Annotated in this window: 22 protein-coding genes; 13 read left to right on the top strand and 9 right to left on the bottom strand. The window is 57.2% G+C overall.

Annotation, left to right across the window (positions count from 1 at the left end; all coding sequences use genetic code 11):
* Positions 1 to 174: 174 nt before the first annotated feature.
* From HUV30_RS15355 to nfsB, 5 genes are all read left to right on the top strand, one after another.
* Positions 175 to 1,710, top strand: coding sequence for a flagellar hook protein FlgE (locus HUV30_RS15355; protein WP_174406384.1), 1,536 nt, complete (start codon positions 175 to 177; stop codon positions 1,708 to 1,710).
* A 504-nt stretch (positions 1,711 to 2,214) separates the two neighbouring features.
* The gene (kdsB, locus tag HUV30_RS15350; RefSeq protein ID WP_174406383.1) at positions 2,215 to 2,976 is read left to right on the top strand and encodes a 3-deoxy-manno-octulosonate cytidylyltransferase; all 762 of its coding nucleotides are present in this window, start codon (positions 2,215 to 2,217) and stop codon (positions 2,974 to 2,976) included.
* Complete coding sequence (carA, locus tag HUV30_RS15345; RefSeq protein ID WP_174406382.1) at positions 2,973 to 4,097, top strand: glutamine-hydrolyzing carbamoyl-phosphate synthase small subunit; 1,125 nt, start codon at positions 2,973 to 2,975, stop codon at positions 4,095 to 4,097. Before kdsB ends, carA begins: the two co-directional genes overlap by 4 nt.
* A 66-nt stretch (positions 4,098 to 4,163) precedes the next feature.
* Entirely contained in the window at positions 4,164 to 4,970 is an 807-nt protein-coding gene (locus HUV30_RS15340; RefSeq protein ID WP_174406381.1) for a tetratricopeptide repeat protein, read from the top strand.
* 353 nt (positions 4,971 to 5,323) lie between these two features.
* Positions 5,324 to 5,980, top strand: coding sequence for an oxygen-insensitive NAD(P)H nitroreductase (gene nfsB, locus HUV30_RS15335; protein WP_174406380.1), 657 nt, complete (start codon positions 5,324 to 5,326; stop codon positions 5,978 to 5,980).
* A gap of 227 nt (positions 5,981 to 6,207) precedes the next feature.
* On the opposite strand, the gene HUV30_RS15330 is transcribed toward nfsB, so the two are convergent.
* Positions 6,208 to 7,074 carry a LysR family transcriptional regulator gene (locus HUV30_RS15330; RefSeq protein WP_174406379.1) on the bottom strand — a complete coding sequence of 289 codons (867 nt, stop codon included), beginning with the start codon at positions 7,072 to 7,074 and terminating at the stop codon, positions 6,208 to 6,210.
* A 222-nt stretch (positions 7,075 to 7,296) separates the two neighbouring features.
* Between HUV30_RS15330 and HUV30_RS15325 the strand changes: the two genes are divergently transcribed.
* Entirely contained in the window at positions 7,297 to 8,190 is an 894-nt protein-coding gene (locus tag HUV30_RS15325) for a hypothetical protein (RefSeq protein WP_174406378.1), read from the top strand.
* Between the two features lie 111 nt (positions 8,191 to 8,301).
* Here HUV30_RS15325 and HUV30_RS15320 read toward each other — a convergent pair whose 3' ends face one another.
* Complete coding sequence (locus tag HUV30_RS15320; protein WP_174406377.1) at positions 8,302 to 8,979, bottom strand: DUF47 domain-containing protein; 678 nt, start codon at positions 8,977 to 8,979, stop codon at positions 8,302 to 8,304.
* Positions 8,980 to 9,030: 51 nt separating this feature from the next.
* Positions 9,031 to 10,266 (bottom strand): inorganic phosphate transporter, encoded by a 1,236-nt coding sequence (locus tag HUV30_RS15315; protein ID WP_174406376.1) that lies wholly within the window; start codon positions 10,264 to 10,266, stop codon positions 9,031 to 9,033.
* 175 nt (positions 10,267 to 10,441) lie between these two features.
* Between HUV30_RS15315 and HUV30_RS15310 the strand changes: the two genes are divergently transcribed.
* Together HUV30_RS15310 and HUV30_RS15305 are read left to right on the top strand one after the other, a co-directional pair.
* Positions 10,442 to 12,262 carry an ATP-binding protein gene (locus HUV30_RS15310; RefSeq protein ID WP_174406375.1) on the top strand — a complete coding sequence of 607 codons (1,821 nt, stop codon included), beginning with the start codon at positions 10,442 to 10,444 and terminating at the stop codon, positions 12,260 to 12,262.
* 374 nt (positions 12,263 to 12,636) lie between these two features.
* Positions 12,637 to 14,670 carry a methyl-accepting chemotaxis protein gene (locus HUV30_RS15305; protein WP_174406374.1) on the top strand — a complete coding sequence of 678 codons (2,034 nt, stop codon included), beginning with the start codon at positions 12,637 to 12,639 and terminating at the stop codon, positions 14,668 to 14,670.
* A 347-nt stretch (positions 14,671 to 15,017) separates the two neighbouring features.
* Here HUV30_RS15305 and HUV30_RS15300 read toward each other — a convergent pair whose 3' ends face one another.
* The gene (locus HUV30_RS15300) at positions 15,018 to 17,063 is read right to left on the bottom strand and encodes a ribonucleoside triphosphate reductase (protein WP_174406373.1); all 2,046 of its coding nucleotides are present in this window, start codon (positions 17,061 to 17,063) and stop codon (positions 15,018 to 15,020) included.
* Complete coding sequence (locus HUV30_RS15295; RefSeq protein WP_243452212.1) at positions 16,963 to 17,682, bottom strand: anaerobic ribonucleoside-triphosphate reductase activating protein; 720 nt, start codon at positions 17,680 to 17,682, stop codon at positions 16,963 to 16,965. Before HUV30_RS15295 ends, HUV30_RS15300 begins: the two co-directional genes overlap by 101 nt.
* A gap of 656 nt (positions 17,683 to 18,338) precedes the next feature.
* On the opposite strand from HUV30_RS15295, the gene HUV30_RS15290 reads away from it, so the two are divergent.
* The 4 genes from HUV30_RS15290 to HUV30_RS15275 all read left to right on the top strand — a co-directional run bounded on the left by HUV30_RS15290 (position 18,339) and on the right by HUV30_RS15275 (position 21,670).
* Positions 18,339 to 19,355, top strand: a complete 1,017-nt coding sequence (locus HUV30_RS15290; RefSeq protein ID WP_174406372.1) for a glycosyltransferase family protein — start codon at positions 18,339 to 18,341, stop codon at positions 19,353 to 19,355.
* A 472-nt stretch (positions 19,356 to 19,827) separates the two neighbouring features.
* Positions 19,828 to 20,655: a TatD family hydrolase gene (locus HUV30_RS15285; RefSeq protein ID WP_174406371.1), complete on the top strand. Its 828-nt coding sequence runs from the start codon at positions 19,828 to 19,830 to the stop codon at positions 20,653 to 20,655.
* Positions 20,656 to 20,688: 33 nt separating this feature from the next.
* A complete protein-coding gene (locus tag HUV30_RS15280; RefSeq protein ID WP_174406370.1) occupies positions 20,689 to 21,105 on the top strand; it encodes a DUF309 domain-containing protein in 417 nt (138 codons plus the stop codon).
* Between the two features lie 181 nt (positions 21,106 to 21,286).
* Positions 21,287 to 21,670 carry a response regulator gene (locus tag HUV30_RS15275; protein WP_174406369.1) on the top strand — a complete coding sequence of 128 codons (384 nt, stop codon included), beginning with the start codon at positions 21,287 to 21,289 and terminating at the stop codon, positions 21,668 to 21,670.
* 44 nt (positions 21,671 to 21,714) lie between these two features.
* Here HUV30_RS15275 and HUV30_RS15270 read toward each other — a convergent pair whose 3' ends face one another.
* On the bottom strand, positions 21,715 to 22,965 hold the full coding sequence (locus tag HUV30_RS15270; protein ID WP_174406368.1) for a M48 family metallopeptidase: 1,251 nt from the start codon (positions 22,963 to 22,965) through the stop codon (positions 21,715 to 21,717).
* 274 nt (positions 22,966 to 23,239) lie between these two features.
* Between HUV30_RS15270 and HUV30_RS15265 the strand changes: the two genes are divergently transcribed.
* On the top strand, positions 23,240 to 24,445 hold the full coding sequence (locus HUV30_RS15265) for an FprA family A-type flavoprotein (protein WP_174406367.1): 1,206 nt from the start codon (positions 23,240 to 23,242) through the stop codon (positions 24,443 to 24,445).
* A gap of 127 nt (positions 24,446 to 24,572) precedes the next feature.
* Here the strand turns inward: HUV30_RS15265 and HUV30_RS15260 are convergent, their stop codons facing one another.
* From HUV30_RS15260 to HUV30_RS15250, 3 genes are all read right to left on the bottom strand, one after another.
* On the bottom strand, positions 24,573 to 25,169 hold the full coding sequence (locus HUV30_RS15260; protein WP_174406366.1) for a SagB/ThcOx family dehydrogenase: 597 nt from the start codon (positions 25,167 to 25,169) through the stop codon (positions 24,573 to 24,575).
* Between the two features lie 133 nt (positions 25,170 to 25,302).
* Positions 25,303 to 25,803: an adenylyltransferase/cytidyltransferase family protein gene (locus tag HUV30_RS15255; RefSeq protein ID WP_174406936.1), complete on the bottom strand. Its 501-nt coding sequence runs from the start codon at positions 25,801 to 25,803 to the stop codon at positions 25,303 to 25,305.
* Positions 25,804 to 25,839: 36 nt separating this feature from the next.
* Positions 25,840 to 26,640 carry a YkgJ family cysteine cluster protein gene (locus tag HUV30_RS15250; protein WP_174406365.1) on the bottom strand — a complete coding sequence of 267 codons (801 nt, stop codon included), beginning with the start codon at positions 26,638 to 26,640 and terminating at the stop codon, positions 25,840 to 25,842.
* Positions 26,641 to 26,893 lie beyond the last annotated feature (253 nt).

Genomic DNA, 26,893 nt, shown 5'->3' with positions numbered 1-26,893 from the left:
TTTTCGCCGCTGTTTTCAGGCTGTTCAGAACAACACAGCTCTCTTCATCTCTTTTCAGAAATCTTTGGCACGGCCCATGCTTTATTAAGAACCGTAAGGAAATCTTTTCCCTACGCTTTCGGGATCGTCTGTTCCTTTCGGGTATGGAACCGGCAGATACGGCAGGAGTCGATCATGGGCCTTACGGCATTATACACAGGCGCCGGCGGCATGAAGACCCTTTCGAGGGGCATGCAGGTTGTGGGTAACAACCTTGCCAACGTCAACACGTTGGGCTTCAAGCAGCAGATGGCGATCTATCAGGATCTCAAATCCGTGGGCGTTGCTTCCGCGTCGGTCAACGGCGGCGGGCGGGCGGACGGTGCCGCAGTGGGCTATGCCCAGCTGGGCATGGGCGTCACCCTTGCAGAAGTGCGAACCATCCACGAGCAGGGGGCCTTTGACCTTGCCAATGAGACAACCGACATAGGCATCGGCGGCGACGGCTTCTTCGGCGTCTCCAAAGACGGCGTGAACCATTACACACGTGCGGGCAACTTCCGCTTCGACAAGAGCGGCTACCTTGTTGATCCGCACGGCTTCCGTCTGCAGGGGCGAGCCTTCTCCAACGACACGGAAAGCTCCACAGCAGGCGACATACAGCTTGCCACAGACGCCAACGGCCTTATCGTAATGCCCCCGCAGGCCACGGAATCCGTGCGCCTGATCACAAACCTCGGCTCCGCCACCGACAATTCCACAGATACGGACAACCCCTTCTTCGCCCTTGCCCAGAAATGGGACGGCACCCAGACCCCGCCGCTTGGAGAAGGAGCCTATTCCTATTCCACCACCATGCGCGTGTATGATGCCAACGGCGGTGCGCACGAACTCAATGTCTATTTCGACGCGGTTCAAGGGGCCAGCAATGCAGGTTCCAAACGCCATTTCGAGTTCATTGTCACGGCACCCCCTTCGCAGGACGGCCGTTCGGTCTCGGGCGCAGGAAAGGGCCTGCTCATGTCAGGCACACTGACCTTCGGTGCCGGGAACGAGCTTGAAAACATGTCTGCATTCGTTCCGGGCAGCGATCCTTCCATGCTCAGCAACTGGACGCCAGCAAGCATCGGAGCAGGGGGGCTTCCCCAGCTCTCCGCCACCTTTACCGGCGCCCCGTCGCAGACCCTCACGCTGGATTTCGGCATCAGCGATTCAGCCGCGGCTTGGAACGGTTCCGCCACCAAGGCAACGGACATCGGCAACAATGCGGCCAACCTTATAGGCATGACCACACCAGCCACGTCAGCCTCGGCCACCACAGCCTATTCGGGTTCCTCTTCGACCCTGCTGATGAAGCAGGACGGCTACTCCGAAGGCTACCTGATGAATCTGGAAATCGGACGCGACGGCATCATTACCGGCAAGTACAGCAACGGAGAAAGCGATGACCTTTTCCGCATCTCCCTGTTCCGGTTCAACAGCGATTTCGGCCTGAAGCGCGAAGGTAACAACCATTTCTCCGCCACCAAGGAATCCAACGTGGCGCAGGAAGGCAAGCCGGATACGGAAAACTATGGCTTTATCGTCTCCAATGCGCTTGAACAGTCCAACGTGGACATGGCCCGCGAGTTCGTCACCATGATAACGACCCAGCGCGGCTTCCAGTCCAACAGCAAAATCATCACCACGCAGGACCAGCTCATCCAGAACGCCATTCAGATGAAACGGTAACTCGTCCGGCCCTGCCGCTGACAACGCTATTCACAAACCGCTGCCTCTCACAGGCGGCGGTTTGTCATTTCCATCATCTGCCCCTCCCCGCTTCAGAACCGTTTCGGCAGGCAGCCGCCTGCCACGGGGCCAGCCCCAACCCCGCCCCCTGCACAACATACGAATCCCCCCCCACCGCGGACAATCTATGGATACCCATTTATTTCAGCGCACTAGAAACCACGCCCTGAAGATGACATTTTCATATTTTCAATCACGTCATTTCCGGCTATAGTCCGTCGATTTCGGGTTAGGTGGCATTTCCGCTGCCTTTTCGCAGCGCCAATGCCCACAGAGTTGCCCTACGGTCACAGACGATTCAGGCCGCAACCGCGCACAGAGCACGGAGTGAGGAACACAACGCGTTCCACGGCGGCGAACACCTTCGGAGGGCGAACACAGATTATGGCAGCAGCCACATTCAACGGTACTCGGCCGTGCGCAACAGAAACGCATAAAGAAGGCATGAGCGATACCGTGCATACTATCCCCTGTTACGGCATCATTCCCGCACGATATGCCTCTTCACGCTTTCCGGGAAAACCGCTTGCGGACATTCTCGGCAAGCCCATGTTCTGGCATGTCTACAACCGCGCCTGCATGTGCCCGCACATTTCGCGCGTTGTGCTGGCCACTGATGACGAACGCATTGCCGCGGCTGCACGTGAGCATGGCGTGGAATACGTCATGACCAGCCCCGACCATGCCAGCGGCACGGACAGGGTCTATGAGGCAGCCTGTGCCATGGGCGTGGAAGAACATGCCGTGGTGGTGAACATTCAGGGAGATGAGCCGGCCCTCAATCCCATGATGCTGACCGAGCTGGTCTCTCCGTTCTTGGACGATGCCGCCGTGCAGGTTTCCACGCTGGCGCAGTCCATAACGGCAGCCGATGCCCTGAGTCCGGACATCGTCAAGGTGGTGCCGTCTGCCAACGGCGACGCCCTGTATTTTTCCCGTGCCGCCATTCCCTTCTGCCGCGACGGCGAACCCGCACGCGGTTACTGCGGCCACATAGGACTGTATGCATTTCGTTTCGGCGCGCTGCGACGATTCACCGGGCTTGCTCCCTCTTCGCTGGAGCAGACGGAAAAGCTGGAGCAACTGCGCCTTCTGGAAAACAACATTCCCATCCGGGTTGTCATGACCGGCCACAAAACGCACGGCGTGGACAGACCCGAAGATATTTCCATAATCCTCAACATGCTACGGGAGACAGCCCGATGAAAGCCATTTTAGCCCTTGAAGACGGCTTCGTACTTGAAGGACGTTCGTTCACCGGTGCCGGTGAGGCGGGCGGCGAAGTTATCTTCAATACCGGCATGACCGGCTATCAGGAAATCCTGACCGACCCCTCGTATACCGGCCAGATGGTCTGCATGACCTATCCGCTCATCGGCAACTACGGCATTACCAAGGAAGACCTCGAATCCGGCAAGGTGCATTGCGCCGCGCTGATCGTGAAGGAGTGCTGCAAAGAGCCCTCCAACTGGCGCTCCGTGGAAAGCCTGCCCGAATACCTCAAGCGGTACGGCGTGCTCGGCATCGAAGGTATCGACACCCGCGCCCTGACCCGCCACATCCGCATCAACGGAGCCATGCGCGGTCTCATCTCCACCGAGGAACTTGATCCTGCCAAGCTCGTGGAGCGCGCGCGCCAGCTGCCTTCCATGGAAGGCCAGAACCTTGTTGACGTTGTGGCCCCCGAAGGCCCCTATGTGTGGGACGGCGAAAAGCCGCAGCCTGTTACGCTGGTCAACGGCGAGCACGCATGGAAGGGCACCGGCCCCAAAATCGTGGTCTATGACTTCGGTATCAAGTGGAACATTCTGCGCCTGCTTGCGGAACAGGGCTTCGACATGCTCGTTGTTCCCCCCAGCTTCACGGCAGAACAGGTTGCCACGGTCAAGGCCGACGGCGTGTTCCTCTCCAACGGCCCCGGCGACCCCGCAACGCTCAAGGATGAAATCGCCCAGATCACCAAGCTGGTCGACATGCTGCCCGTGGCAGGCATATGCCTCGGCCACCAGCTGCTCGGCCATGCGCTTGGCGGCACCACGAGCAAGCTCAAGTTCGGGCACCACGGCTGCAACCACCCCGTAAAGGATCTGCAGACCGGCCGCATCGAAATCTCTTCCCAGAACCACGGCTTCTGTGTGGAACTGAGCGGCGACGATGTGGAAGTCACCCACCTGAACCTGAACGACAACACCGTGGAAGGCATTGCACACAAGACCAAGAAGGTCATTTCCGTGCAGCACCACCCTGAAGCGTGCCCCGGCCCTAACGATAGCCACTATTTCTTCAAGCGCTTCCGTGATATGATGCAGGAGCATACCGGCGCATAGCAGTGCGCCCCGGAACCGCAGCCCTGCTGTGGCTCCTCCGGACAACCAGAATACACCGGAGCATACATGTCCGCCGAACTGACAAGGGCCAGGCAACAGCTTAACCAGATCCGCTCACTGCTCAAGCAGGGCAAGTACCAGCCTGCTGCGCAGGCGTATCATGATGCGCTGCTGACCTTTCTTAAAAATCCGCTGATGAAGGCGGAGAAAGAAGAGTTTCAGCGCCTGCTGGAAGATAACGCGCACCACCTGAATAACGACAAGGAACTGCGCAAGGTCTTTCCGCTCATGATACAATACGCGCCCGGCAAAGAGCGCGATATTCTGGACATCATCAAGGAGCTGCTGCAGGAGCTCATGAACTCTGCTGCCAACGAGGCACAGCTGATCATGAGCATGATGGACAAGCGCAAGCAGGATGAGCTTGAGCGCGGCCAGCAGCTTCTGGATGCACGCCAGTACACCGAGGCCAGCGCCGTCTTCAAGGCTCTGGTTACCGAGTTTTCCAACGACCCTGAATTGAAGGGGAACATCGGTGACAAGTTCATCAAGGCAGGAAGGTATGAAGAAGCTTATGAGTACCTTGCAGCCGCCATTGACGAGAGCCCGGAATCAATACACTTCTACAACCGCATAGGCATTGCCCTGCGCAAGCTCGGCAAGTTTGATGTGGCGGAGAAGTACTTTGCAAGGGCCGTAAAGTTTGCGGGAAGAGACCCCCATCTCTTCTTCAACCTCGGCCGGCTGTATGTGGACTGGAAACGCTGGGACAAGTGTGCCAAGGCCGCCTGCATGGCCATAAAGCTCAGTCCGGACTTTGAGGAAGCCAAAAAAATGCTCCTCTTCGCCAACAAAAAAATGGGAAAGGAATAACCTCCTTTCACACAGAATACAAAACAGCCCCGCAAGGGGCTGTTTCAGGCTGCTGATAACGCCATTTCTGGTATTTTTTTGGGCTCCCCTCGTATTAGCGATGAAAATCCGTTTTTTGGATCTCAGCCCCGGCTTAACGGGAATGAGGTTTTCCTGAAAACGAAGGTTTGTCATTACCCTGAAAACGGCCCCGCAAGGGGCTGTTTTGTTTTGTACGAACGGGTATCCAGCTATTCATTAGCAGTGCAGATAAATCAACAGGGAAATATTAATTTTACAAAAGCAGGCTCCATGCGCACTATATGCTCAAGAATGAACCACAACAGCACGCCCATCATATAAGGAGCACAACCATGTCTGATTACATTTCCCTGCTGGCAACGCGGCACACCACCAAGAAATTCGACCCCACCCGCAGAATCCCCGAAGCCACCATCGCTGCCGTAAAGCAGATACTCCAGCTCAGTCCGTCTTCCACCAACTCCCAGCCGTGGCATTTTGTCATTGCAGGCACGGAAGAAGGCAAGGAGCGCATAGCCCGTTCCGCCCACGGCTTCTACGAGTTCAACGCCCCCAAAATCCGCAACGCCTCGCACGTGGTGGTGCTGTGCACCAAAACCGACATAGACACCGCCTACACCGACGCCATTGTGGAGCAGGAACGCCTTGATGGCCGCTTCCCCTCTGACGAGGTCATGGCCATGAACAAGAAGGGCCGCGAATACTTCACCAACCTGCACAGGACCGAACTGAAGGATGCCCGCCACTGGATGGAAAAGCAGACCTTCATCGCACTGGGCAACCTGCTCATCGGCGCGGCCCATCTCGGCATTCACGCATGCCCCATGGAAGGATTCGACTACGAAGTGCTGAACAGGGAACTGGGCCTGAGCGACAAGGGCTTCTATCCCTCGGTCATCGTCTCGCTGGGCTACGGTGCCGCAGATGATTTCAACGCCATTACCCCGAAATCCCGCTGGCCGCTCGGCACCATCATCACTGAAATGTAGCCTGCGCCAACAAGAGAGGATGCCTTCCTGACGCAAGGTATCCTCTCAGTTTTATGACAACCTCTTGTTTGCAGTAAAACCGCCCCCCGTCAAGCCGAACCTGAAGCCAAATAGGAAAATGATATCGCTTACATAGGGTGCAGGAGGATTATCCCCCTGCCCGCCGGAGGCAGACTAAACTCAAACAAACTTTGTCCGGACGCCTTCCTGACGCAAGGCATCCTCTTTTACAACCTGCACAGCGGCGCAAACTGCTGCTCAAGACAGGCAATAAACAATTCCTTCAATTCCTCTGCCACTCCGCCGGATGAATACACATAGGTGGCAAAGTCCGGCAGGGCGGGGAATCCTGCCTCCGCATCCAGCACCTTCAGCCCCGGTGCAACGGCACTGGCAGGCAGCACGGAAATACCAAGCCCTGCCCGCAGCGCTGCCAGCACACTGGCCATGCCTGTGCCTGTGAACACTACCTCCCAGCCTGCCTGCAAGGCATCCAGCGCCTCCATGGCCGTTATGCGGAACACGCAGGGCTGCGGCAAGGCCACAAGGGGGATTCTCTCTGCACCTGCACACGGCAGGGCAGCCGCATAGTCCTGACCACAGGCCCACACCAGCGCATCGCGCGCCACCAGACGCCCAGTACCGGAGCCATCGTCACCGGAGATGAGCAGATCAAGCTGCCCGTTGTCATAGAGCGGTCGCAGGTCCATGCCCATTCCCGCATGCATTTCAAGGTGCACATCAGGGTAGGTGCGCGAAAACCTGCGGATGGTCTCCGGCAGCACATCCGGCCCGAAATAGTCCACAAATCCCACACGCAATGTTCCCTTCATGCGCGGGGCCTTGAGCCGCTCAAGCGCTTCTTCGTGCAGGTCGGCAATGCGGCGCGCATAGCCTAAAAGTATCTCCCCTTCCGCACTCAGCTCAAAGGCACGGGTGGTGCGCACGAAAAGACGCGCCCCTATCCGCTCTTCCAGCCTGCGTATACGCTGGCTCACGGCAGACTGGCTGAGACCGATGCGGCTGCCCGCATGTGTGAACCCGCCACAGTCCACAACAGCCACAAAACAACGGAGCAGATCTATTTCCAGCATGGCTTCACCACTTCATTTCGTAATAAAATACGTCTGATTAATTCTCTTACCTGATGAATAATCTTCCAAGGGAGCGGAGGCAAGGTGGTTGCAGGCCGGTGCAGCGCCTTTCTCTGTAACAGCCGGTTTCTCTCAGCCTTCTGCTGGACATACTCCGCATACTGACGTAACACTTTGAATATCCACGAACAAACTCCTTCATGCATCCGGAAGGTTAAGAGAATGAGCAACGTTGACTGCGTAATAAACGTATGTGGCAAGCCCGTGCAGACGGCGCTTGCCATCACTTCGCTCATGGAACATTCCGGCCAGCATATCGACCGCATATTCTTCATCGAGGAAAACACCGCTGAGAGCGGGCACGATTTCGGCTCACACGAGTTCATCCTCTCCCGCTACCACGACCGCATCGTGCGGTATGTTCCTCCCCGCTGGTTCTATGTGGGCGCCATAGCCCGCAGACATTGGAAGGACGACACCGCCCGTTTATCCCTGCGCTATCAATATGGATTCGAGCAGTCCGAAAAAGACCTGCTCTTCACCACGCATAACGACTGCCACTACACAGGTGATATCATCGGCCTGCTCAATGAGCATATCGGTCATGACATGGCCGCAGGACACATAGGCATGTGCTGGACCTGCCCCGCACACCGTGCGGGCAAGTGCGATTCCTTCCGCTACTGGAACTACCGCCCGAACTTCGGAGAACTGAAAGCACTGTACGAGCAAGCGGCAAGCAGCCTTGCGGCGCCCCTATCTGACTTCTCTTCGGATTTACGTTCCCGTCCGTGGCCGCTGCCTGTCTGCCGCGTCAATGAATGGTCTGCCCTCATCAATCTGCGCAAGGCGCGGCGGGTGACCATGCCCAACGGCCCTGCCGCCCCGTTCGGGGCATACGACAAGCAGCGCGGCTTCATTACCGATGTGGGGGTTGCCTGGTTCCGCGACATTTCCAACATGGGGTTCCGCTGCCGCCATGTGCCAATATACAGCCATGTGCAACACGGACGAGGTCATGCCGCCATGACTGACGCAAACCTCTACCGCCTGCGTGAAGAAGAAGCGCGGCAGGTGCTGCACGATACGTACGGCATCGCCTATCCGCCCGCCTAGCGGCACGTCTGACCTGCTCAGCTCTGTCCAGTTCTGTACAGGCCACCGTCCCCATAAAAAAAGCCGGAGGCATTGCCTCCGGCTTCTTCATTCTCTTATCAGCAGTTTCTGCTAGCGTGCGATCATCGCCCGCAGCATGTCTGCGCAGTTCTCTGCGTTGTGCGACATTTCGTTCAGGCACTCCACAAAGTGGAGCAGCTGGTAAATGTCCTTGAACTCCATATCCGAATTGTAAATGGCGGATATGAGCTGCTGCTTGTAACGGAACACATCCTTGTGGTGGTAGCGGATGGCGCGGAAGGTGTTTTTCACGCCTTCACGGTCCAGCTTGCCCACACCCTGCACAAGGCCGATGGTTGCTTCAAGGGCGGGTCCGAGCAGTTCAAGGGTCTTGTCCACGGCGTCCATGTAATCGAGGAACTGCTTGTGGAACATTTCCGGCACCTCGACGCGGCGCATGGCCAGCCAGTTCAGGGCATCCTGTCCGGCATCGAGAATGTTGTCCTGACTGCGGGTGTAGTTGAGGAACAGAGTCTTATCCACGGCCATGAACAGACCGCGGGGCAGATGGTTGCGGATATTGCGCTTGATCTTGTCCGCCTTGTCCTCAACCTCGTTCACCTCTTCCTGCAGAGAATTGAACTCGCGGCACTGGCCGCCGGTAATGTAGCATTCCAGCGACTCGCGGATAAGCCCCATTCCCTTACCTATCTGCGCATAGTGTTCCAGCAGGCCGCCCATGGGGCTACGCTCGGAAAGTAAGCCGAAAAACGGTACTTTGAATGTCATAAACGTCCTCCGATACAAAAATATGGTTGGCGTCAGCGCCGTCAGGCAAGGCTACAGCGTGGCCCAGCGCAGAAGCTGAAAAATCACAATGCTGCTGAAGGCCGCAATCGGCACAGTCAGCACCCAATAGATTACTATCTTGAACAGGACGCGGAAGTCTACCGCGCCGAAGCCCCTTGCAAGGCCGACACCCACAATGGAACCCACTGCCGCATGGGTGGTGGAAACCGGCATGCCAAGGTTGGAAGCCATGAGAACCGTGGTCGCGGCACCAAAATCCACTGCGAAACCGCGGGTATTCGTCAGCTGGGTTATTTTTTCACCGACCGTGGCCATAACCTTGTGGCCCAGCAGTGCAATACCCACGGCAATACCCACGCCGCCCATCACCAGCAGCCATATCGGCACTTCCGCACTGGCCATCATCTTATGATCACGCGCGATCATGTAGATGGCAGCAACAGGGCCGATGGCGTTGGCAACATCATTGGCACCCTGTGATATGGCCACATAACAGCTCGTTCCTATCTGCATGGAACGAAACAACCCCTCCACCGCCTCGGGCTGTTCATCCACATCGGGAATAATCCTGCTGATGAACGCACGGGAAATGGCCCAGCTGCCGGCCATGACAGCCAGCGCGAGCCCGACCACACCCATTGTGGACAGATGCAGGCTTTCCCCGAACGGGGTTTTCAGCACAAACGAAAGCATAACCAGCACAATGGTCACGGCAATCCAGAACGGAGCCCACTTGCGCGCCGCCCGGATCATGTCCGACTTGAACAGGATGAACCGGCGTATCTGCCAGAATACCAAATACGCAATGGCCGCACCAAACAAGGGAGAAATGATCCACGAAAGCACCACGAACCCGAGCTGGCTCCAGTTGACCACTTCCGGCCCGCCGGCAACCAGACCGAACCCGAGAATGGAACCGACGATGGAGTGCGTGGAAGAAACGGGCAGAGCCGTGAGCGTAGCCACCAGAACCCACAACGACGCCGAAAGAAGCGCCGCAAACATGCCGATCATGAGCAGCCTGTGGTCTGCTATCATGTCGGGATTGATTATCCCCTTTGAAATCGTTTTGGTAACATGAGCGCCCAGAAAAACGGCACCCACAAAATTCAGGATGCCTGCAATCATCACGGCCTGTTTGCACGTGATAGCCTTGGCGCCTACGGCAGATGCCATGGAGTTGGCAACATCATTGGCCCCCAGGTTGAAGGCCATGAGGAAGCCCGCAACCACTGATAGAGCCAGGAAAACGGTGTACATATCCATGTGTTGTCCGATAGTTCCCGATTTGGTTATGGTGAACAGCCGTGTTGCACGACTAAAGCTGGAGGAGTACTAAATGCAAAAGGCCCTCTATGTCAAAAAACCGAAACAGAGCTACCATACAATTGTAACAGTTCTGTGACAAAGTCGCCACAATGTTACGATCTACTCCAAGCATATGAAAAACTTCTCGATCCGGAACAGACTTCTTATCGGCACCGCGCTGCTGCTTTTGGTCACCCTGCTGCCGCCCTTCTACTATTTCGACAACACCCTTCGCGGCGACATCATGAACGACGCAGAGGACAGGGCGGTAAAAGGGCTTGATACTGTTGAACATATTCTCAAGGAATATGCCCTGCCAGCAGACAGCAACGAACTGGATGCACGCCTTACACGCCTTGGCGAACGCATGGGCATGCGCATCACCTACATTGTCGACGGCATCGTCGTTGCCGACTCCAATGTTCCTATCGAAGATATTCCCTCGCTCGACCCGCACGGTGGCAGGCCGGAAGTACGGCAGGCACTGGATGGAGAAACCGGCCTTGAAATCCGCTACTCCACCACCCTCAAGAAGTATCTTATTTATGTTGCCCGCACGGTGCATGGGGCAAACGGCCTGCAGGATGGCGTGCTGCGCGTGGCCATTCCCGTTTCCGTGGCCAAGGAGCGGCTCGACAGGCTGGAATCAGGCATGACATGGATGTTCCTCGTCGTCATTCTGGCCAGTTCGCTCATCGCCTATTTTTCCACAAGGCCGCTGCTTCGTTCCATAATAGAACTGGCGAGCACGGCCCAGAGCATCGGGCAGGGACACTACAACAGGCGCATACGCGAATACCCCGGCACCGAGTTCAAGCCGCTTGTGGACGCCATCAACGGCATGGCGCACAATATTGAGCAGCACCTTTCCATGCTCGTTGACCAGAAAGGCAGGCTGGAAGCCGTATTCAACGGCATGAACGAAGGCGTCATGGTGTTCGATTCGGCGGGGCGCATACATTCCTTCAACAAGGCGCTGACCACCATCTTTCCCGGCATCGAGCAGAAAATCGGCGCAACGCCGATTGAGGCGACCATGAAGCCCGAACTGCACCGCATGGTCATAGACCTTATCGAACAGGGCGAAGACGAATCCGGCGTGCGCACGCAGATGGAACTTTCCGACAGCCGGTTCTTTGAAGTGAACCTTGTTCCCTTCAAGGACCCCGCAGGCGCACGACGCGTTGTGGCCGTGTTTTATGACATAAGCGAGCGCGAACGGCTCGAGAAGGTTCGCCGCGATTTCGTGGCCAACGTTTCGCATGAACTGAAAACGCCCCTCACCAGCATAAAAGGCTTTGCGGAAACCCTTATCGAATCTCCGCCTGCCAAGCCGGAACAGACCGCCACGTTCCTCAAGACCATTCTCAAAAACGCCAACCACATGACCAAGATGGTCAACTCGCTGCTGGTGCTCGCCAGAACCCAGCACAAGGGCGAAATGACCGACCTTGCGCCCGTTGATGCGCATGAGGTTATACGGCAGTCGCTGCGTGACCTTTCGCACACGGCGCAGGCCAAGAACATCACACTTGAGGACATGCTGCCCGAAGGCCCGCTTTCCGTACTCGGTGATCGGGACGGACTTATGGAGGTCTTCCGCAACCTGCTGGATAACGCCATAAAATACAGTCCGGCCGGATCATCGGTCAGCGTTACCGCACGGCCGCATGAAGGCAAGATGGCCCTGTGCGTTCGCGATCAGGGACCCGGCATACCGGAAAAAGCAAAAGATCGCATATTCGAACGCTTCTACCGCATAGAACATCCGTCCGAACCTGCCGCCAAGAACGGGAGCGCCGGACTCGGCCTTGCCATATGCCGCCGCATCATCAAATCCCATGGCGGTGACATATGGGTAGAATCCCCCCTTGATCCCGCAACAGGCACCGGAGCAGCCTTCTTTGCAACGCTGCAGACGGCCGAACGGCAGAATGCAGACAAGCCGGAGTAGCCGCAGCGCAGCCATTATTTGCCGCGCATGCTGAGACCTGCGCACCGTGCCGGACAGCTGACAGGCCGCGGACAAGCTGATTACCTTGCTGTTTCCCCCAAATTCATATCCAGATACCAGGCAACACATTCAAGCATAGCATTTCACAGAATCGTCAGGGCGGGCCGGTGATCGGCCCGCCCTATTTCTATGCTTGCCGCACTCCCCTTCAAACAGGTGCGTGCATGCAACCTTACAGCTTTTCTTGAACGAGCCATGTTTATAGAAAATTACTTTCATTTATAATAACGTTGCCGTTATAATAGAAAATAGCTAGAGAATTACACATCTATTGAGTGAGCACGCACACTTGTAACTAAAAGAGAAACAGGCAGATGAAACTTACAATCGGTCAAAAACTGTTGGCACTGGTTCTGGGCAGCACCATTGTCGTAACAGCCTCTATTTTCTTCACAATCCAGACATATATGCATAGAGGGTTTGAAGAAGAGGCGGTCAAGAACATTGGTATAATGAAAAAGGTGGTTGACCACACCATCAACGAATCTCTTGATACAACGCTGCAAGAAGCACAGTTGATTGCAAAGGAAGAAGTTCTCATTAACGCAATCGAAAATGGCTCTCACGATACAACGCTGGCACTTCTGCGTGACTTCATGAAGGATGTCGGCGCTGATTTTGCCACCCTCACCGATGCAAACGGCATTGTCCTCGCCCGCGGGCATTCGGACAAATCCGGAGACTCCGCCGCGGGGCAGGATACCGTGCGCAGCGCCCTTAAGGGCGAAAGCTCCGTCGGCATCATAGAGGGCAACGTCATCCCCTTCACCATGCGGGGAACAGCTCCCGTTATGCATCAAGGCAGGGTCATAGGAACCATATCCATAGGCGAATCGCTTGCCTCTGAGCACTTTGTGGACAACATCAAGAAGTTTACCGACCTTGAAGTCACCGTCTTCAAGGGCAACACCCGCTTCATGACCACCATCAGCCAGAACGGCAGACGGGCCATCGGCACCCCCATGGATAACCCCAAGGTGCTGCACACCGTATTCGACAACGGCGAGCTGTATCTTGATCAGCTCAATGTTCTCGGAACACAGTATCAGGGTGCCTACTGGCCCATTCTCAACACCAAGGGCGACACCATCGGCATGTGGGCCATTGCCGCGCCCATGAACGTAATCATCGCCACGGAGCAGTCCGTGACCAGCTCGTCGCTCATCGTCATCGGCATCCTTGTGCCCCTTGTGCTGCTTCTGGGCTGGATCATGGCGCGCAGCATATCCAGGCCGCTTACCGCCACCACCTCGTTCGCCTCGGCCGTTGCGGAAGGCGACCTGAGCAAAACCCTTGATGTACGCACCAACGACGAAATTGGCACCCTTGCGGAAGCCCTGCGCACAATGGTGGTAGCGCTCAAGTCCAAGATACAGGAGGCGCAGGAAGAATCGCGCCATGCGGAAGAGGAAACCCAGAAGGCACACCTTGCCATGCAGAAGGCCGAAGAAGCACAGCGTCAGGCCGATATGGCCAAGCGCGAAGGCATGCTGCAGGCAGCAGGCAACCTTGAGGGCATAGCGGTTTCGCTTTCGTCCGCATCCGAACAGCTTTCTGCCCAGATAGAGCAGTCGTCAAACGGCAGCAGAATACAGAGCCAGCGCACAGGCGAAACCGCCGCAGCCATGGAGCAAATGAACGCATCCGTGCTGGAGGTGGCCCGCAGCGCAGGTCAGGCGGCCAGCACAGCCAAGGAAGCGCGAGAGAACGCCCTGAGCGGCACGCAGGCCATGGATTCCGTGCTTAAGGCCATTGCCGAGGTGCGCGCCCAGTCGCAGGAACTGGAAGCAGGCATGAATGTGCTCGGCACCAGTGCGGAGAAAATCGGCGCCATCATGGACGTGATCTCCGACATTGCCGACCAGACCAACCTGCTCGCCCTGAACGCCGCCATTGAAGCGGCCCGCGCAGGCGATGCCGGTCGCGGATTCGCCGTGGTTGCGGACGAAGTGCGCAAGCTGGCGGAAAAGACCATGCACGCCACCAAGGAAGTGGGACAGACCATTTCCGGCATCCAGCAGGGAACCCGCCACAACATGGCCCAGCTTTCCGACACCGTGGTGCAGTTCGGCAACGTGGCGGACAAGGCCCAGAACGCCGGAGCCGCCCTTTCCACCATTGTCTCGCTTGTGGACAATGTCTCCGATCAGGTGAACGGCATTGCCACCGCCTGCGAAGAACAGTCTGCCGCATCCGAGCAGATCAACCGCGCAGTGGAAGAGGTGAACACCATCTCCGGCGAAACCAACAGCGCCATGAACCAGTCCGCTCAGGCCGTTGTGGAGCTTGCCTCGCAGGCACAGCACCTCAAGGGCATCATCGAGCAGATACAGCAGGAAAACAGCTAGCAGCGGCGCTGCTTGCCATGAATACAAAAAGGCCGGAAGCATGCGCTTCCGGCCTTTTTGACGTCGAGGGAGCCTCCGGCGGGGAGGGCTCTGCCCTCCACCCGGCAGGGGGATAATCCCCCTGCACCCGTGTAAGCGAGTAACTCTCGTTTTAAAACAACAGCCTCGGCTTACTGTGACACTTGATACGACATAACTAAGGCCGGAAGCTCACGCTTCCGGCCTTATACTTTCGATATATCCCCGCAGCATTATACCACACCCTTTCAGGGTTTCCAAAGGGGGTTACCCCCTTTGGCCTGCGGAGCATTCTTACTCTTCTCTTTCTTCCCTCTCCACAACTCAGCCTACATGCCGTTGTAGCAGACGCGATCGTCATATTCCATCTGCTTGCCCTTGTTCCACTGAGAAACGGGGCGGTAGTAGCCCACGATTCGGGTGTATACTTCCGCTTCGTTGCCGCAGGTGGGGCATTTTTCCTGCTCGCCCTGCAGGTACCCGTGGTCCTTGCAGATGGAGAAGGTGGGCGTGATGGAGATGTAGGGCATCTTGGTCTTGGAGAAGGCCTTTACGATGAACTTTTTCAGCGCCTTGTGGTCTGCCACGGCTTCGCCGAGATAGGTGTGGAACACGGTGCCGCCGGTATAAAGTGGCTGCAGCTTGTCCTGATGTTCCAGCGCGGAGAACACGTCGTTGGTGTTACCCACGGGCAGCGCGGTGGAGTTGGTGTAATAGGGCGTGCCGTTACCGGAAGCCTTGATGTCCTCGTAGAGTTTCTTGTCGATGCGGGCAAGGCGGTAGCTGGTGCCTTCCGCAGGCGTGGCTTCGAGGTTGTAGAGGTTGCCGGTTTCTTCCTGATAGCGGGAAGTGAGGTCGCGCAGATGGTTCAGCATGCGCTGCATGAGGCGGATGCCGGACTCGGTGTCTATGCCCTTGCCCAGCAGGTTGAGACAGGCTTCGTGCCCGCCCACAAGACCTATGGTGGAGAAGTGGGCGCGGAAGCCGTTCTTCAGGTAGCGGGCAGACCACGGGAACATGCCGCGATCAAGGTTTTCCTGAATCATCTTGCGCTTGAACTCCAAGGATTCCTTGGCAAGTTCAGCGTATTCGGTGATCAAATCAAGGAAGTCCTCTTCCCCTTCGGAAAGATAGGCCAGCTTGGGCAGGTTGAGCGTGACCACGCCTATGGAGCCGGTCAGGTCACCCGCGCCGAACAGGCCGCCGGTCTTCTTGCGCAGCTCGCGCAGGTCCATCTGCAGTCGGCAGCACATGGAACGCACATCTTCCGGATTAAGGTCGGAGTTGATGAAGTTCTGGAAGTAGGGAACCCCGTACTTTGCGGTGAGCTGCATGAGCAGGTCGCCAATCTCCGAATCCCACGGAAAATCCTTGGTCACGTTGTACGTAGGAATGGGGAAGGAGAATATGCGGCCGTCATGGTCACCCGCCAGCATCACTTCGAGGAAGGCCTTGTTGATCATGGCCATTTCTTCGCCGTATTCGCCGTAGGTAGAATCCAGATACTTGCCGCCTATGATGACGGGTTCGGTGGCGATATGCTTGGGCGCAACAAGGTCCAGCGTCAGGTTGGTGAAGGGACTCTGCCCGCCCCAGCGCGACGTGGTGTTCAGGTTGAAGATGAACTTCTGAATGGCCTGACGCACCTGCTTGTAGTTGAGGCCGTCGTTGCGCACAAAGGGGGCAAGGTAGGTATCCACGTTATTGAACGCCTGAGCACCGGCCCATTCGTTCTGCAGCGTACCAAGGAAGTTTATCATCTGCCCCAGCGCGGTATCCATGTGCTTGGCAGGCCCGGCGCTTGCGCGTCCGTCAAGATTGAAGCCTTCAAGCAGCAGGTCGCGCAGGCTCCAGCCGGCACAATACCCGGCCAGACCGAAGGAAAGGTCGTGGATGTGGAAATAGCCGTGCTCGTGCGCCTGGCGGATTTCCACAGGGTACTTTTCAAGGGCGTACTTGGCCTGCAGGGTGCCGGAAAGGTGCAGCATCAACCCCTGGAAGGAATGCGTCATGTTCGCGTTCTCGTGAACGCGCCAGTCGGCCTTGTCCAGGTAGTTGTCGATGGTTTCCCTGATATCGAGATAGGCGGCGGTCTGCTCGCGCAGCTGGCGGCGCTGTTCACGGTATATGATATACCGCTTGGCCACATGGTAGAGGCGGGACTCCATGAGCACCTGTTCTACCATGTCCTGCACCTGTTCCTGCGGTGCTATTTCCGTGTCTGCAAGCTTCTGCTCCACCTTGCGGGCCATGCGGCGGGCAAGGAGCGGATCCTTAATGCCGCTGGCCTTCAGGGCTTTCAGAATGGCTTGCGAAATCCGGTCTATGGACCAGGTTTCCAGACACCCGTCCCGTTTCAATATCTGTTTCGGCATGGGATCTCCTCGGTGGTACGTAGCTCTGCAACTTCAAAGTAAACCCTTCGGGCACATAGCTTCTCGCCTCTTCCACGTCCTCGTCCGTAAGGATCGGTACGCGGGTAAGACGGAACAAAAACGCCTGTGGATGCTCCTTTGCCATGGCAAAGATGGCCTCCAGATTGCGTTTTGCCTCATCCGGTTGCGTGGTGCCGCCGGTAAGCTGGGGATATTTGCGATAGGGCCCCTTCACGTCCACCGCGAAGAGGTCCACAAGATTCTGTGCGAGCAGCGACTCCACCACCTCGGGGTGCATACCGTTGGTGTCGAGTTTGACGGGCATGTTCAAGGCGCTCAGGTCACGGATAAGACCGTCGAGACCGGCAACGGTGGTAGCCTCGCCACCGGTAATGACAACGCCGTCAATCCAGCGTTGGCGTGCCTTGAGGTACCCCTCGATATCCTTGCGGGGATACACGGGCATGGATTCGGAATGCCAGGCGAGCATGTAGTTGTGGCAGGTGGGGCAGCGCATGTTGCAGCCGCCGAGGAAAATCACACTGGAGTTCATGCCGGGCCAGTCGCAAAGACTCACTCGTTCAAAGCCGAAAATAGAATCCCATGCAGATGCCGACACAGTGTTTTCCTTGTTGCCTGAATGGGTTGCGGGCGCATTTCAATAACAGGGCCGACTTGTTACAGCCGGCTACACGCTCTATCAACCCTTTTGAATTACTGGCGATTTTTTCTTAGATATTATCTAGCAAAAATTTAAATTCCCAAATCCCACTAGCAATGGACTCTAGCCAATGGAGTATTTTTTGTACAGTCCCAGTCTGACAACATTGCCTTCTTGACACCCGCGGAGGGCCGGAACACCAGAAGAAACATCAGGAAAAAAAATTCCCGCAGCGATGCCTGAATGCCCTTTTGCCTCCTTTTCACAGGGAAAAAACTGTGGAAAACTCCCCAACCTCCCATGCACTGGCGCCCTATGGCAAAAGTGGCTTTTGTGATAAAATAAAACAATTAAAATTCAGCGAGATACACTGTGCAAAACAGCAGTGGGCAAAATTCTTTTTCGTAAATGCGCTGTGGAATAGTCTGTGCTTTTTTACACAAGCTGTAAGCCTTCTGTGCGGCAGGCAGAGTTTGTCAAACGCCTTTGCACAGGGTACACAGAAAAACGGCATCAGGGGTCCCTGCCTGTGCAGTCTTTCCCCATTAACGGATAGTGCCGCACAGATCCGAACCTTCGGGAACCGGACCGGATAACGACAGAATGGAGTCGCCATGCGCACATATATATTTCTGCCCCCGCTCAAGAGCATGACCGGCGGCGTAGCTGTTCTGCATCAGGTGGCACGGCATCTCTTTTCCGGCGGCTTTGACGTGCAGGTTGTCCCCCGCGAGGCAGCCACACCTTTGCCGGATGGGGTACCCGTCTGTCAGTGGCAGGACCTTGCCCTGACACAGGACGATGTGTGGATGGTGCCGGAAGGCTGGGTCAACGCGCTCATGCCCGGATTGCAGGCCAAGGCCCGCAACGTGGTGTATGTGCAGAACTGGTCGTATCTGCTCTCTGCCCTGCCGGAAGGTGTGCACTGGCCGCAGCTTGATGTCTCCTTTCTCAATGTCTCCGAACCGGTGGCGTGGTTCACGCAGCAGGTTACGGGCCGCAGCGGCCCTGTGCTGCGCCCCGGCATTGATACCACCCTGTTTACCCCGAATGAGGGGAACGAAGCAGGAATAACGCCCGTGCCGACCATTGCGTGGATGCCCCGCAAGAACAAGGCGCTGGCGGTGCGCATACGCGAGACATTCGAGGCCCGCAGAGCCCTGCTCGGCAAGCAGCCCGCCCGCTGGGTGGAAATTCACGGCATGTCGCCGCAGCAGGTTGCCGAAGCCCTTCGCAATGCCCATATATTTCTTGCGACCGGCTTTCCCGAAGGCTGCCCCCTGCCCCCGCTTGAGGCACTTGCCTCCGGCTGCATAGTGACCGGATTCTCCGGCATGGGCGGCTGGGATTACATGCGGCAGGCCATGCCCGCAGAGCTTGGGGGCCATGCCCCGTGGTGGCCGCAACGCGAGGTGCCGTGGCAGGGCAATTCGCTGGTCGTAGCCGATGCCGATGTACCCGCCGCAGCCAACGCGCTGGAGCTTGCAGCCGCATGGCTTGAGACCGGCTCCCCCGAGCTGGCAGCGCTGCGGAAGAACAGTGCCGCAACGGTTGCGGAGTATACTGTGGAAAAGCAGCGGGAGGCGGTGATGGCGTTGTGGCGGGAGATTGAGAGGGGGACGATATTTTAGGGATGAAGGATAGAACTTGGCATAATGACGAGTTCTATCTTGGGCGGCCGTCCATCGGACCATATTACGTGCTTGCTTGGTTTACCCGTTGCTGCCTCCGGCGGCCAGAGAGGCCTCAGCCGGGGCGTGCCGCCCCTCAGCAAGGCCCCTCTGGACTCCCCTGCCTCGCCCCTGCTTACCGCTACATGACGGTTTGATCCTGCCGTGAATGCGAAGCGCATTCAATCGGCCTCAAGAGAGTATCAGTTGAGGTTTCCCCTGCATCCTACACTTTGCTGAAAGAAATCTTCGAGGAAATCAGGTAATTACGCACCACAAGTTTGTTTACAAAACATGGAGTTCGAAGACTCACTTAACGGCTAAAGGTCCGGAAGCGGCAACGGGCCGAACTAATTAGAACGCAATGTAGTCGGTGACGATTCTACCAAGCAAATAACCAACCATCTTACTCTGACTCACAACCTATACAACCATGTCCAAAAAAAAGAACACTACTCCGGCTCCGGAACCTGAATCCCTTAACCTGCCACACACCGGCGTGGAATCCCACGCGCACCTTGATCTGGACGCCTACGCCGAAGACCTGCAGCAGGTGCTTGACCGCGCCCGCAGATCAGGCCTGCGTCACATGGGCAACGTGTTCCTCGGGCCGGAAGCCTATTACGCCAAGCGCGACCTGTTTACGGGCAGCGATGACGTATTCTTTCTGCTCGGCCTGCACCCCTGTGATGCGGACAAATGCACGCCCGATGCCGTAGCCGCCATGAAGGAAGCCTTTCTGAACGACCCGCGCCTCAAGGCCGTGGGCGAAATCGGCCTCGACTATTATTGGGACGATCATCCGCGCGAACTGCAGCAGCACACCTTCTGCATGCAGCTTTCCATGGCCCGCGAGCTGGAACGCCCCGTGGTCATCCATTCCCGCGATTCCAATGACGATGTCATCCGCATCCTGGAAGAACGCGGCTTCAAGGGCTATCCCCTGCTGTGGCACTGCTTCGGCGCAGATATGGGCCTTGCCGAACGCATTATCGCCAACGGCTGGCACATCTCCATCCCCGGCCCCGTGAGCTACCCCAAAAACGTAGAACTGCGCGAGGCACTTTCCGTCATTCCTGAAGACCGCCTGCTGCTGGAAACGGACTGCCCCTATCTCTCGCCCCAGCCGTATCGCGGCAAGCGCAACGAACCGGCCTACATCGTCTTCACGGCGCAGACCGTTGCGCAGGAACTGGGCCTGCCCGTGGAAGAACTCTGGACTCGCTGCGGGGAAAACGCCGCGCGCTTTTTCGGGCTCTAACCAGCCCGTCGTCCCCGCACGCAGGGAGCACCCATGACTGCCGCAGGCCGCACAGCAAAACATGCACACCTTTCCGCCCCACTTTCGGAGGCGGAAAGGCATTTGCTGACGGATGAAGGAATACGCCTGTGGAACCAAGGCGCGTGGTTTGCCTGCCATGAAGCATTTGAAGCCCTGTGGATGGCGGAAACCGAACAGCACAGGGACGTGTACAAGGCTCTGATACAGATGGCAGCCGCAATGCACCACGCAGAGCGCGGCAACAACACCGGCGCGGCACGACTCTTCAACAGGGCATGTCACCTGCTGCAAATGCGCACGACGAGTGCCGATGCGGCCATCGGCATTGACCTTGTTCCGGCCCTGCACTGGCTGCAGAGCGTCGTCCACATCGTAAATGAAGCCAATACGACGACGTCTCCCCCGCCTTTCAGACTGAAACGCCTGTAGCGAACGTGCACCCTGCTGCGTTTGCCCGAACCGCCAGCCACACGCCCGCGCAGCAATGCCCCACTGAAAAAACAGCAAAACATATCAGGCGATCAGCAAGTTATAATTAGCTGCACACTGCAGACGTGTTATATATGGAATACATCGCTCGAATTCGCTTATTCTTACGCGGGAGAAGATAATGAAGAGAATATTCATCGCTGAAGACGATATTGTCACGCGCACACTTATATCTGAGCAGGTGAAATCATTCGGCTATGCTGTCACGTCTTTTGAAGACGGCATTTCTGTCTTCGAGGCGCTCAGCAACAACCCCGAAGGCGCTGACCTGCTCATCACGGACGTGCGCATGCCCGGTATGGACGGCATTGAGCTCATCGCCAGACTGCGTAAAATGGAGCAGTTTTCCGGTTTTCCCATAATCATCATGTCCGGGGTGGTGGGCGTGAAGGACATCTCGGAACTGCTCAAAAACGGCGCAAGCCGCTTTCTTGCCAAGCCCATTGACCCCGATGACCTGAGCGAGAACATCAGGAAGGCACTCTCTGTGCCGCATTTCGTCTGAAATCGACCGACGTAAATCACCCGGCGTAAATCAACTGGCGAAAATCAACTGGCTGCCAGTTCTTTCAGCCTTCTGATGCGCTCCACAACCGGCGGGTGTGAATAGTGCAGAAACACCGCAAACGGATGCGGCGTGAGATTGGAAAGATTGGATACGGAAAGACGCTTCAGGGCGGAGGCCAGAGCTTCCGCCTTTTTCGTGGTCTGCGCGGCAAAGGCGTCCGCCTCAAATTCATAGGCCCGCGAACGTACGTTGGCCCACAGCCCCATCAGCAGAGAGACGGGCGTATACAGAAAACCGAAGAACACAATGCCCGCATGCGTGCTCATTCTGTCCATGCCGAAGGCATCGAACATGGGGCCGTAGCCAAGCACGAAGGAAAGCAGCAGAAAGGTCACGCCGGTACGGAGTATGCCCGCCACCATCATGCGGTGCACATGGCGCAGCTTGCAATGCCCCACCTCGTGTGCCACCACGCCCACGATCTCTTCTTCCGTCATGGAATCCACAAGCGTGTCGAACAGAGCAATGCGCTTCTTTTTGCCAAAGCCCGTGAAAAAGGCATTGCCCTTGCCGGAGCGCTTGGAACCGTCCATCACAAACAGGCCGGATACGGCAAAGCCCGCCGAACGCACATATTCTTCAATGGCGCTGCGCAGCGAACCCTCCGGCAGCGGAGTGAACTTGTTGAACAGCGGCAGAATGAGCACGGGGGCCACATACTGCACCACCAGCATAACAGCCACGGTAAACACCCAGGCAGTGAGCCATGCCCAGCTGCCCAGCGCGCCGAAGAACCACAGAACTCCGGCCAGCAGCGGCGCGCCAATGCACACGGCAAGCACGGCACCCTTTATCCTGTCACGGATGAACAGGGCGGGTGTGGTGCGGTTGAAACCGAAGCGCTCTTCAAGCACAAAGGTCCGGTATACCGCTGCAGGCATGGAAACAAGGGAATTGACCAGCCCGAGCAGGCCGAAGAACACCAGCCCCTGCAGTATGGGATGCTCCGTAACACGCATGGCTGCAACATCCAGCCAGTTGAAGGCGCCGGCAAGAATGGCTGCGACAAGCACCACGGCACCCGCTGTTTCCGTTATCATGTCAAAGCGGACATTGGCGCGGGTATATGCCTGCGACCGTGCATAGGCTTCTTCATCGGCCACCCCCTTGAATTCCGCAGGCAACGCGGCAGCCGGAGAGTTCAGCTTGCGCAGGGTAAGCAGCGAGGCAACCGCCTCAAGCCCCCACGCCAGCAACAGGAACACCAACACAAGAATCAGGCATATATTCATCGGTTGAACCACCTTGTCATTCCGGTACAATAAATAGCAGCAGGAGCTGCATCGCCGCATCTTCCCGCCAACACTTGCGATTCTGCCACAGACACCGGCAGGATGCCAGCTCCGTACGAATACGGAATGAAATCAGAAGAGTCGCGGCTTGCCCATAATGCTTTTTTTTCTTATGTCTGATCACTCAGTTCAAAGAAATAATTATTACCGCGCAGCAGACAGGGATACCCACACATTCCCTCTGCATCAAACTCCAGCGATACGAGGATAGTTCATGAAACCCGTAGAAATCAAAAAAAATATTTTCTGGGTGGGAGCCGTAGACTACGTCAGCCGCGACTTCCACGGCTACTCCCTTTCCCCCCAGGGAACCACCTACAACGCCTATGTGGTCAAGGACGAAAAGACCGTTCTTTTCGACAACGTGAAAGAAGGCTTCCTTTCCACCCTGCTGTGCCGCCTGTCTCAGGTGGTCGAGCCCGAGAAGATTGACTACATCGTCTGCAACCACCTTGAACCTGACCATGCAGGCTGCCTGCCCGAGCTCATCAAGCTGTGCAAGCCCGAAAAGATTTACTGCTCGCCCATGGGCAAGCGTTCCATGGAAGCCCACTTCGATATCGAAGGCTGGCCCGTGGAAGTGGTGAAGACCGGTGATTCCATCAACATCGGCTCCCGCGACATCCACTTTGTGGAAACCCGCATGCTGCACTGGCCGGATTCCATGGTCTCCTACATTCCGCAGGACAAGCTGCTCATCTGCAACGATGCCTTCGGCCAGAACATCGCCTCCACCGAACGCTATGCCGACGAAGTGGACCGCGCCGTGCTTGAGCACGCCATGACCGAATACTACCACAACATCGTGCTGCCCTTCTCGCCCATCGTCATCAAGACGCTGGACCTGATTGCAGAGATGAAGCTCGACATCGACATGCTCGCTCCCGACCACGGCCTCATTTTCCGCGGCGACGACGTGCAGTGGTGCCTGAACAAGTACCGCGAATTCGCCGAGCAGGGCTGGAAGAAGCGTGCCGTAATCGTATATGACACCATGTGGCATTCCACCGAAAAGATGGCTTATGCCGTTGCAAGCGGTCTGGAATCCGAAGGCGTGCCCTGCCGCATCATGTGGCTGAAGTCCGACCACCACAGCGCCGTGATGACCGAACTTTCCCGCTGCGGCGCAGTGATCTTCGGCTCGCCCACCCACAACAACGGCCTGCTGCCCAACGTGGCAAAGATGCTCACCTACATGAAGGGCCTGCGTCCCCAGAACAAGATCGGCGGCGCGTTCGGCTCGTTCGGCTGGTCCGGCGAGTGCGTTAAGCAGCTCACTGAGTGGATCGGCGACATGGGCTTTGAAATGCCTGTTGAAGGCGTGAAGGTGAAGCACGTGCCCAAGCATGACACCTATCAGGACTGCTACAACATGGGCGTTGAAATCGCCAAGGCCCTGAAGGAAAAGTGCGGCGAATAAGCCACACCATCCGAATGAAATACAAGCGCCCCCGCCTGCCAGTGCAGACGGGGGCGTTTTTATTGCCATCTCATAAAAAACCGGAAGCACCTTCGCGCTTCCGGTTCTGAACACAAACTTGCGGCGCTTACGCCTTCCAACCCACGGGCATGACCATCATGGGGTGGTGATCAGGGGGCAGATCGAGCATATCCATGAGCTCTTCTTCCTTGAAACCGCCCACGCAGGTGGTGCCAAGGCCGAGCGCCTCGCACTGCAGGTAGCAGTTCTGTGACATATGTCCAGCCTCGAAAAAGGCATAGGCCACGCCGCGATCGCCAAATTTCTGCTGAATACGTTCAAAGCTGGCCGTGATGACCAGCATCGCCGGTGCAGACTCCATCCAGTCCTGTTCCAGACATATTTCCGCCACTTCCGCGCGGGCATCGCCTTCCTGCACCTCTTCCAGCGAATGGCTGAGGGGCTGGTAGTGATACACGCCCGGCTCAAGCCCTTCCACATCGCCTGCCACCACATAGATTTCCATGGGGTAAATGGCAGCGTGCGAAGGCACGGTGCGGCGGTTCCACGGGCCTTCTTCACTCACGCCGTACACGGCCCAGAGAAGCTGCCCGAGGGAATCGGGGGTAAGCGGTTCCTCCGCGTATTCACGCACGGAACGACGGTTTGCCAAGGCTGTTTCAACGGAAAGCGGACCTTCCGTCATCGGTTCTGGAAACTGCATGCTATCCTTCCTTGAAGGGAATAAAATACAAAGAAGTTGATACGACACCCGGACGAGCAGGTTCAACCCGCTGTCGAGGGGTGGAGGGGAGATCACCTCCCCTCCCCGCCGGAGGCATCTTCAAATACTGTTATTACTTGCGGCCGCGAATCTTTTCCAGCAGCGCGGTGGTGGAGAATCCGCCCAGCAGGGGCAGACTCAGCACGGTGCCGCCATCCGATTCCACAATATCACGTCCCACAATTCTGTCCACGGACCAGTCGCCGCCCTTTACCAGCACCTGCGGGCGCACGGCCTTGATCAGTTCAAAGGGCGTGGGCTCGTCGAACTCAGCCACAAAATCCACGCTGGCAAGATGGGCCAGCACATAGGCCCGGACCGGAAAAGGATTCACCGGCCTGTCGTCGCCTTTGCCCAGACTGCGAACGGAGGCATCGCTGTTCAGCCCCAGAACGAGAATATCGCCCTGCGCACGGGCGCGTGCGAGCAGGTCCACATGGCCGGGATGCAGAATATCGTAACAGCCGTTGGTGAACACGATGCGTCTGCCACGATGCGGAGCCAGCGCGTCCAGCAGCCCGTTCCAGCTGTCGGCGCGGAACACGGCAGGGTGCGCGGGCACGCCGTTGTTCATTTCGGGCGAAGGGGTCATGCCGTTGCCGGACATGGATTACTCCTTGATGGTGAGGCGGTCGTTCGTGCCGTAGAGCACCAGCTCTATCCAGTCGAAAGCGAATTCAAGGCGGGCGGTTTCGTCATCCAGCACGCGCTGCTTTTCTTCTTCCGTCATGACGAGGCGGTCCATCACCCCTACACTCTGCAGGAATCCGTCAAAACGGTCCAGTTGATAGAACGCCAGCGTACACAGGGTGGCGTGCTTCTGGGCAAGGGGGTAGCCCGTGCGCTGCTGCTTGGCCATGAGGTGCATGTAGCGGTCGCTCAGGCGGTTGTATTCGATCAGTTCCTGATCCTGCAGCCATGTGTCTGTGGTCCAGTCCTTGTTCTCGCTGAAGCCCAGACAGTGCGGCTCCTGCACGAGAAAATACTGTTCCAGCAGCGCGCCGTTGTCGTCTTCGCGGGTGGCACGGCCGAGCGGATAGGTGCGGCAGGCAGCGGAGCGGCCGGGATACACGGAACAACCGGCGGGAGAAAGGAACGGACAGGTACGCTCGGGGCCGTTGTCCATCTTCAGATACAGCACGGGGTAGCCGTTGGGATACTGGCCCACCTTGGTGTGAAAGCCGATGAAATCTTCGCTGCTCATGCCCAGTTCATGCCGCAGGCGCAGCACATCATAGGGAGCCAGCGGCATGTTCAGGTCGCGGCAGCAGGCATTGAAGCAGGCCACACGGGGATGACACGCAAAGCGGAAGCTCTGTCCGGGCTTTATTTCCGGCAGGCTGTCCAAAAAGGCCTGCGTTTCTTCGGCGGCCGGATCCACGGGGGTATCTGTTTCAATGCGCTTGATCATATGCTCTCCGGCATCACGAACGGCACCCTCCGCTCTTTCAGGGCGGGGCATCCGCGAAGGATTGATTGTGTGCGTAGGCATCGGCAGCCCTCCGGCATCTGTGCCGGCATGTGCGGCGGCATATTTGCCGGATGGCAGCGGAATGCGTTGGTGAAACAACAGCTCTGGCCGTGTTTTCCCACCGCCGCGCCGCGTTGCGCAAGGGTTTCCGACACGCTGCGGAAAGGCTAGGCATTACCTGATGCCCCCTGAA

Source organism: Desulfovibrio subterraneus (assembly GCF_013340285.1).
GTDB classification, from domain to species: domain Bacteria; phylum Desulfobacterota; class Desulfovibrionia; order Desulfovibrionales; family Desulfovibrionaceae; genus Halodesulfovibrio; species Halodesulfovibrio subterraneus.
Note: the sequence above shows the minus strand (reverse complement) of the source record. Positions and strands in the feature narration are given on the sequence as shown.

Excerpts from the sequence above, each read along its gene's own strand:
- HUV30_RS15255 (WP_174406936.1), bottom strand. The coding sequence starts at position 25,803 with ATGAACAACGGCGTGCCCGCGCACCCTGCCGTGTTCCGCGCCGACAGC.
- HUV30_RS15265 (WP_174406367.1), top strand. The coding sequence starts at position 23,240 with ATGAAACCCGTAGAAATCAAAAAAAATATTTTCTGGGTGGGAGCCGTA.
- HUV30_RS15320 (WP_174406377.1), bottom strand. The coding sequence starts at position 8,979 with ATGACATTCAAAGTACCGTTTTTCGGCTTACTTTCCGAGCGTAGCCCC.
- carA (WP_174406382.1), top strand. The coding sequence starts at position 2,973 with ATGAAAGCCATTTTAGCCCTTGAAGACGGCTTCGTACTTGAAGGACGT.
- HUV30_RS15290 (WP_174406372.1), top strand. The coding sequence starts at position 18,339 with ATGCGCACATATATATTTCTGCCCCCGCTCAAGAGCATGACCGGCGGC.
- HUV30_RS15315 (WP_174406376.1), bottom strand. The coding sequence starts at position 10,266 with ATGGATATGTACACCGTTTTCCTGGCTCTATCAGTGGTTGCGGGCTTC.
- HUV30_RS15340 (WP_174406381.1), top strand. The coding sequence starts at position 4,164 with ATGTCCGCCGAACTGACAAGGGCCAGGCAACAGCTTAACCAGATCCGC.
- HUV30_RS15275 (WP_174406369.1), top strand. The coding sequence starts at position 21,287 with ATGAAGAGAATATTCATCGCTGAAGACGATATTGTCACGCGCACACTT.
- HUV30_RS15250 (WP_174406365.1), bottom strand. The coding sequence starts at position 26,640 with ATGATCAAGCGCATTGAAACAGATACCCCCGTGGATCCGGCCGCCGAA.
- HUV30_RS15310 (WP_174406375.1), top strand. The coding sequence starts at position 10,442 with ATGAAAAACTTCTCGATCCGGAACAGACTTCTTATCGGCACCGCGCTG.
- HUV30_RS15325 (WP_174406378.1), top strand. The coding sequence starts at position 7,297 with ATGAGCAACGTTGACTGCGTAATAAACGTATGTGGCAAGCCCGTGCAG.
- HUV30_RS15260 (WP_174406366.1), bottom strand. The coding sequence starts at position 25,169 with ATGCAGTTTCCAGAACCGATGACGGAAGGTCCGCTTTCCGTTGAAACA.
- HUV30_RS15355 (WP_174406384.1), top strand. The coding sequence starts at position 175 with ATGGGCCTTACGGCATTATACACAGGCGCCGGCGGCATGAAGACCCTT.
- HUV30_RS15285 (WP_174406371.1), top strand. The coding sequence starts at position 19,828 with ATGTCCAAAAAAAAGAACACTACTCCGGCTCCGGAACCTGAATCCCTT.
- HUV30_RS15280 (WP_174406370.1), top strand. The coding sequence starts at position 20,689 with ATGACTGCCGCAGGCCGCACAGCAAAACATGCACACCTTTCCGCCCCA.
- HUV30_RS15270 (WP_174406368.1), bottom strand. The coding sequence starts at position 22,965 with ATGAATATATGCCTGATTCTTGTGTTGGTGTTCCTGTTGCTGGCGTGG.
- HUV30_RS15330 (WP_174406379.1), bottom strand. The coding sequence starts at position 7,074 with ATGCTGGAAATAGATCTGCTCCGTTGTTTTGTGGCTGTTGTGGACTGT.
- kdsB (WP_174406383.1), top strand. The coding sequence starts at position 2,215 with ATGAGCGATACCGTGCATACTATCCCCTGTTACGGCATCATTCCCGCA.
- nfsB (WP_174406380.1), top strand. The coding sequence starts at position 5,324 with ATGTCTGATTACATTTCCCTGCTGGCAACGCGGCACACCACCAAGAAA.
- HUV30_RS15305 (WP_174406374.1), top strand. The coding sequence starts at position 12,637 with ATGAAACTTACAATCGGTCAAAAACTGTTGGCACTGGTTCTGGGCAGC.
- HUV30_RS15300 (WP_174406373.1), bottom strand. The coding sequence starts at position 17,063 with ATGCCGAAACAGATATTGAAACGGGACGGGTGTCTGGAAACCTGGTCC.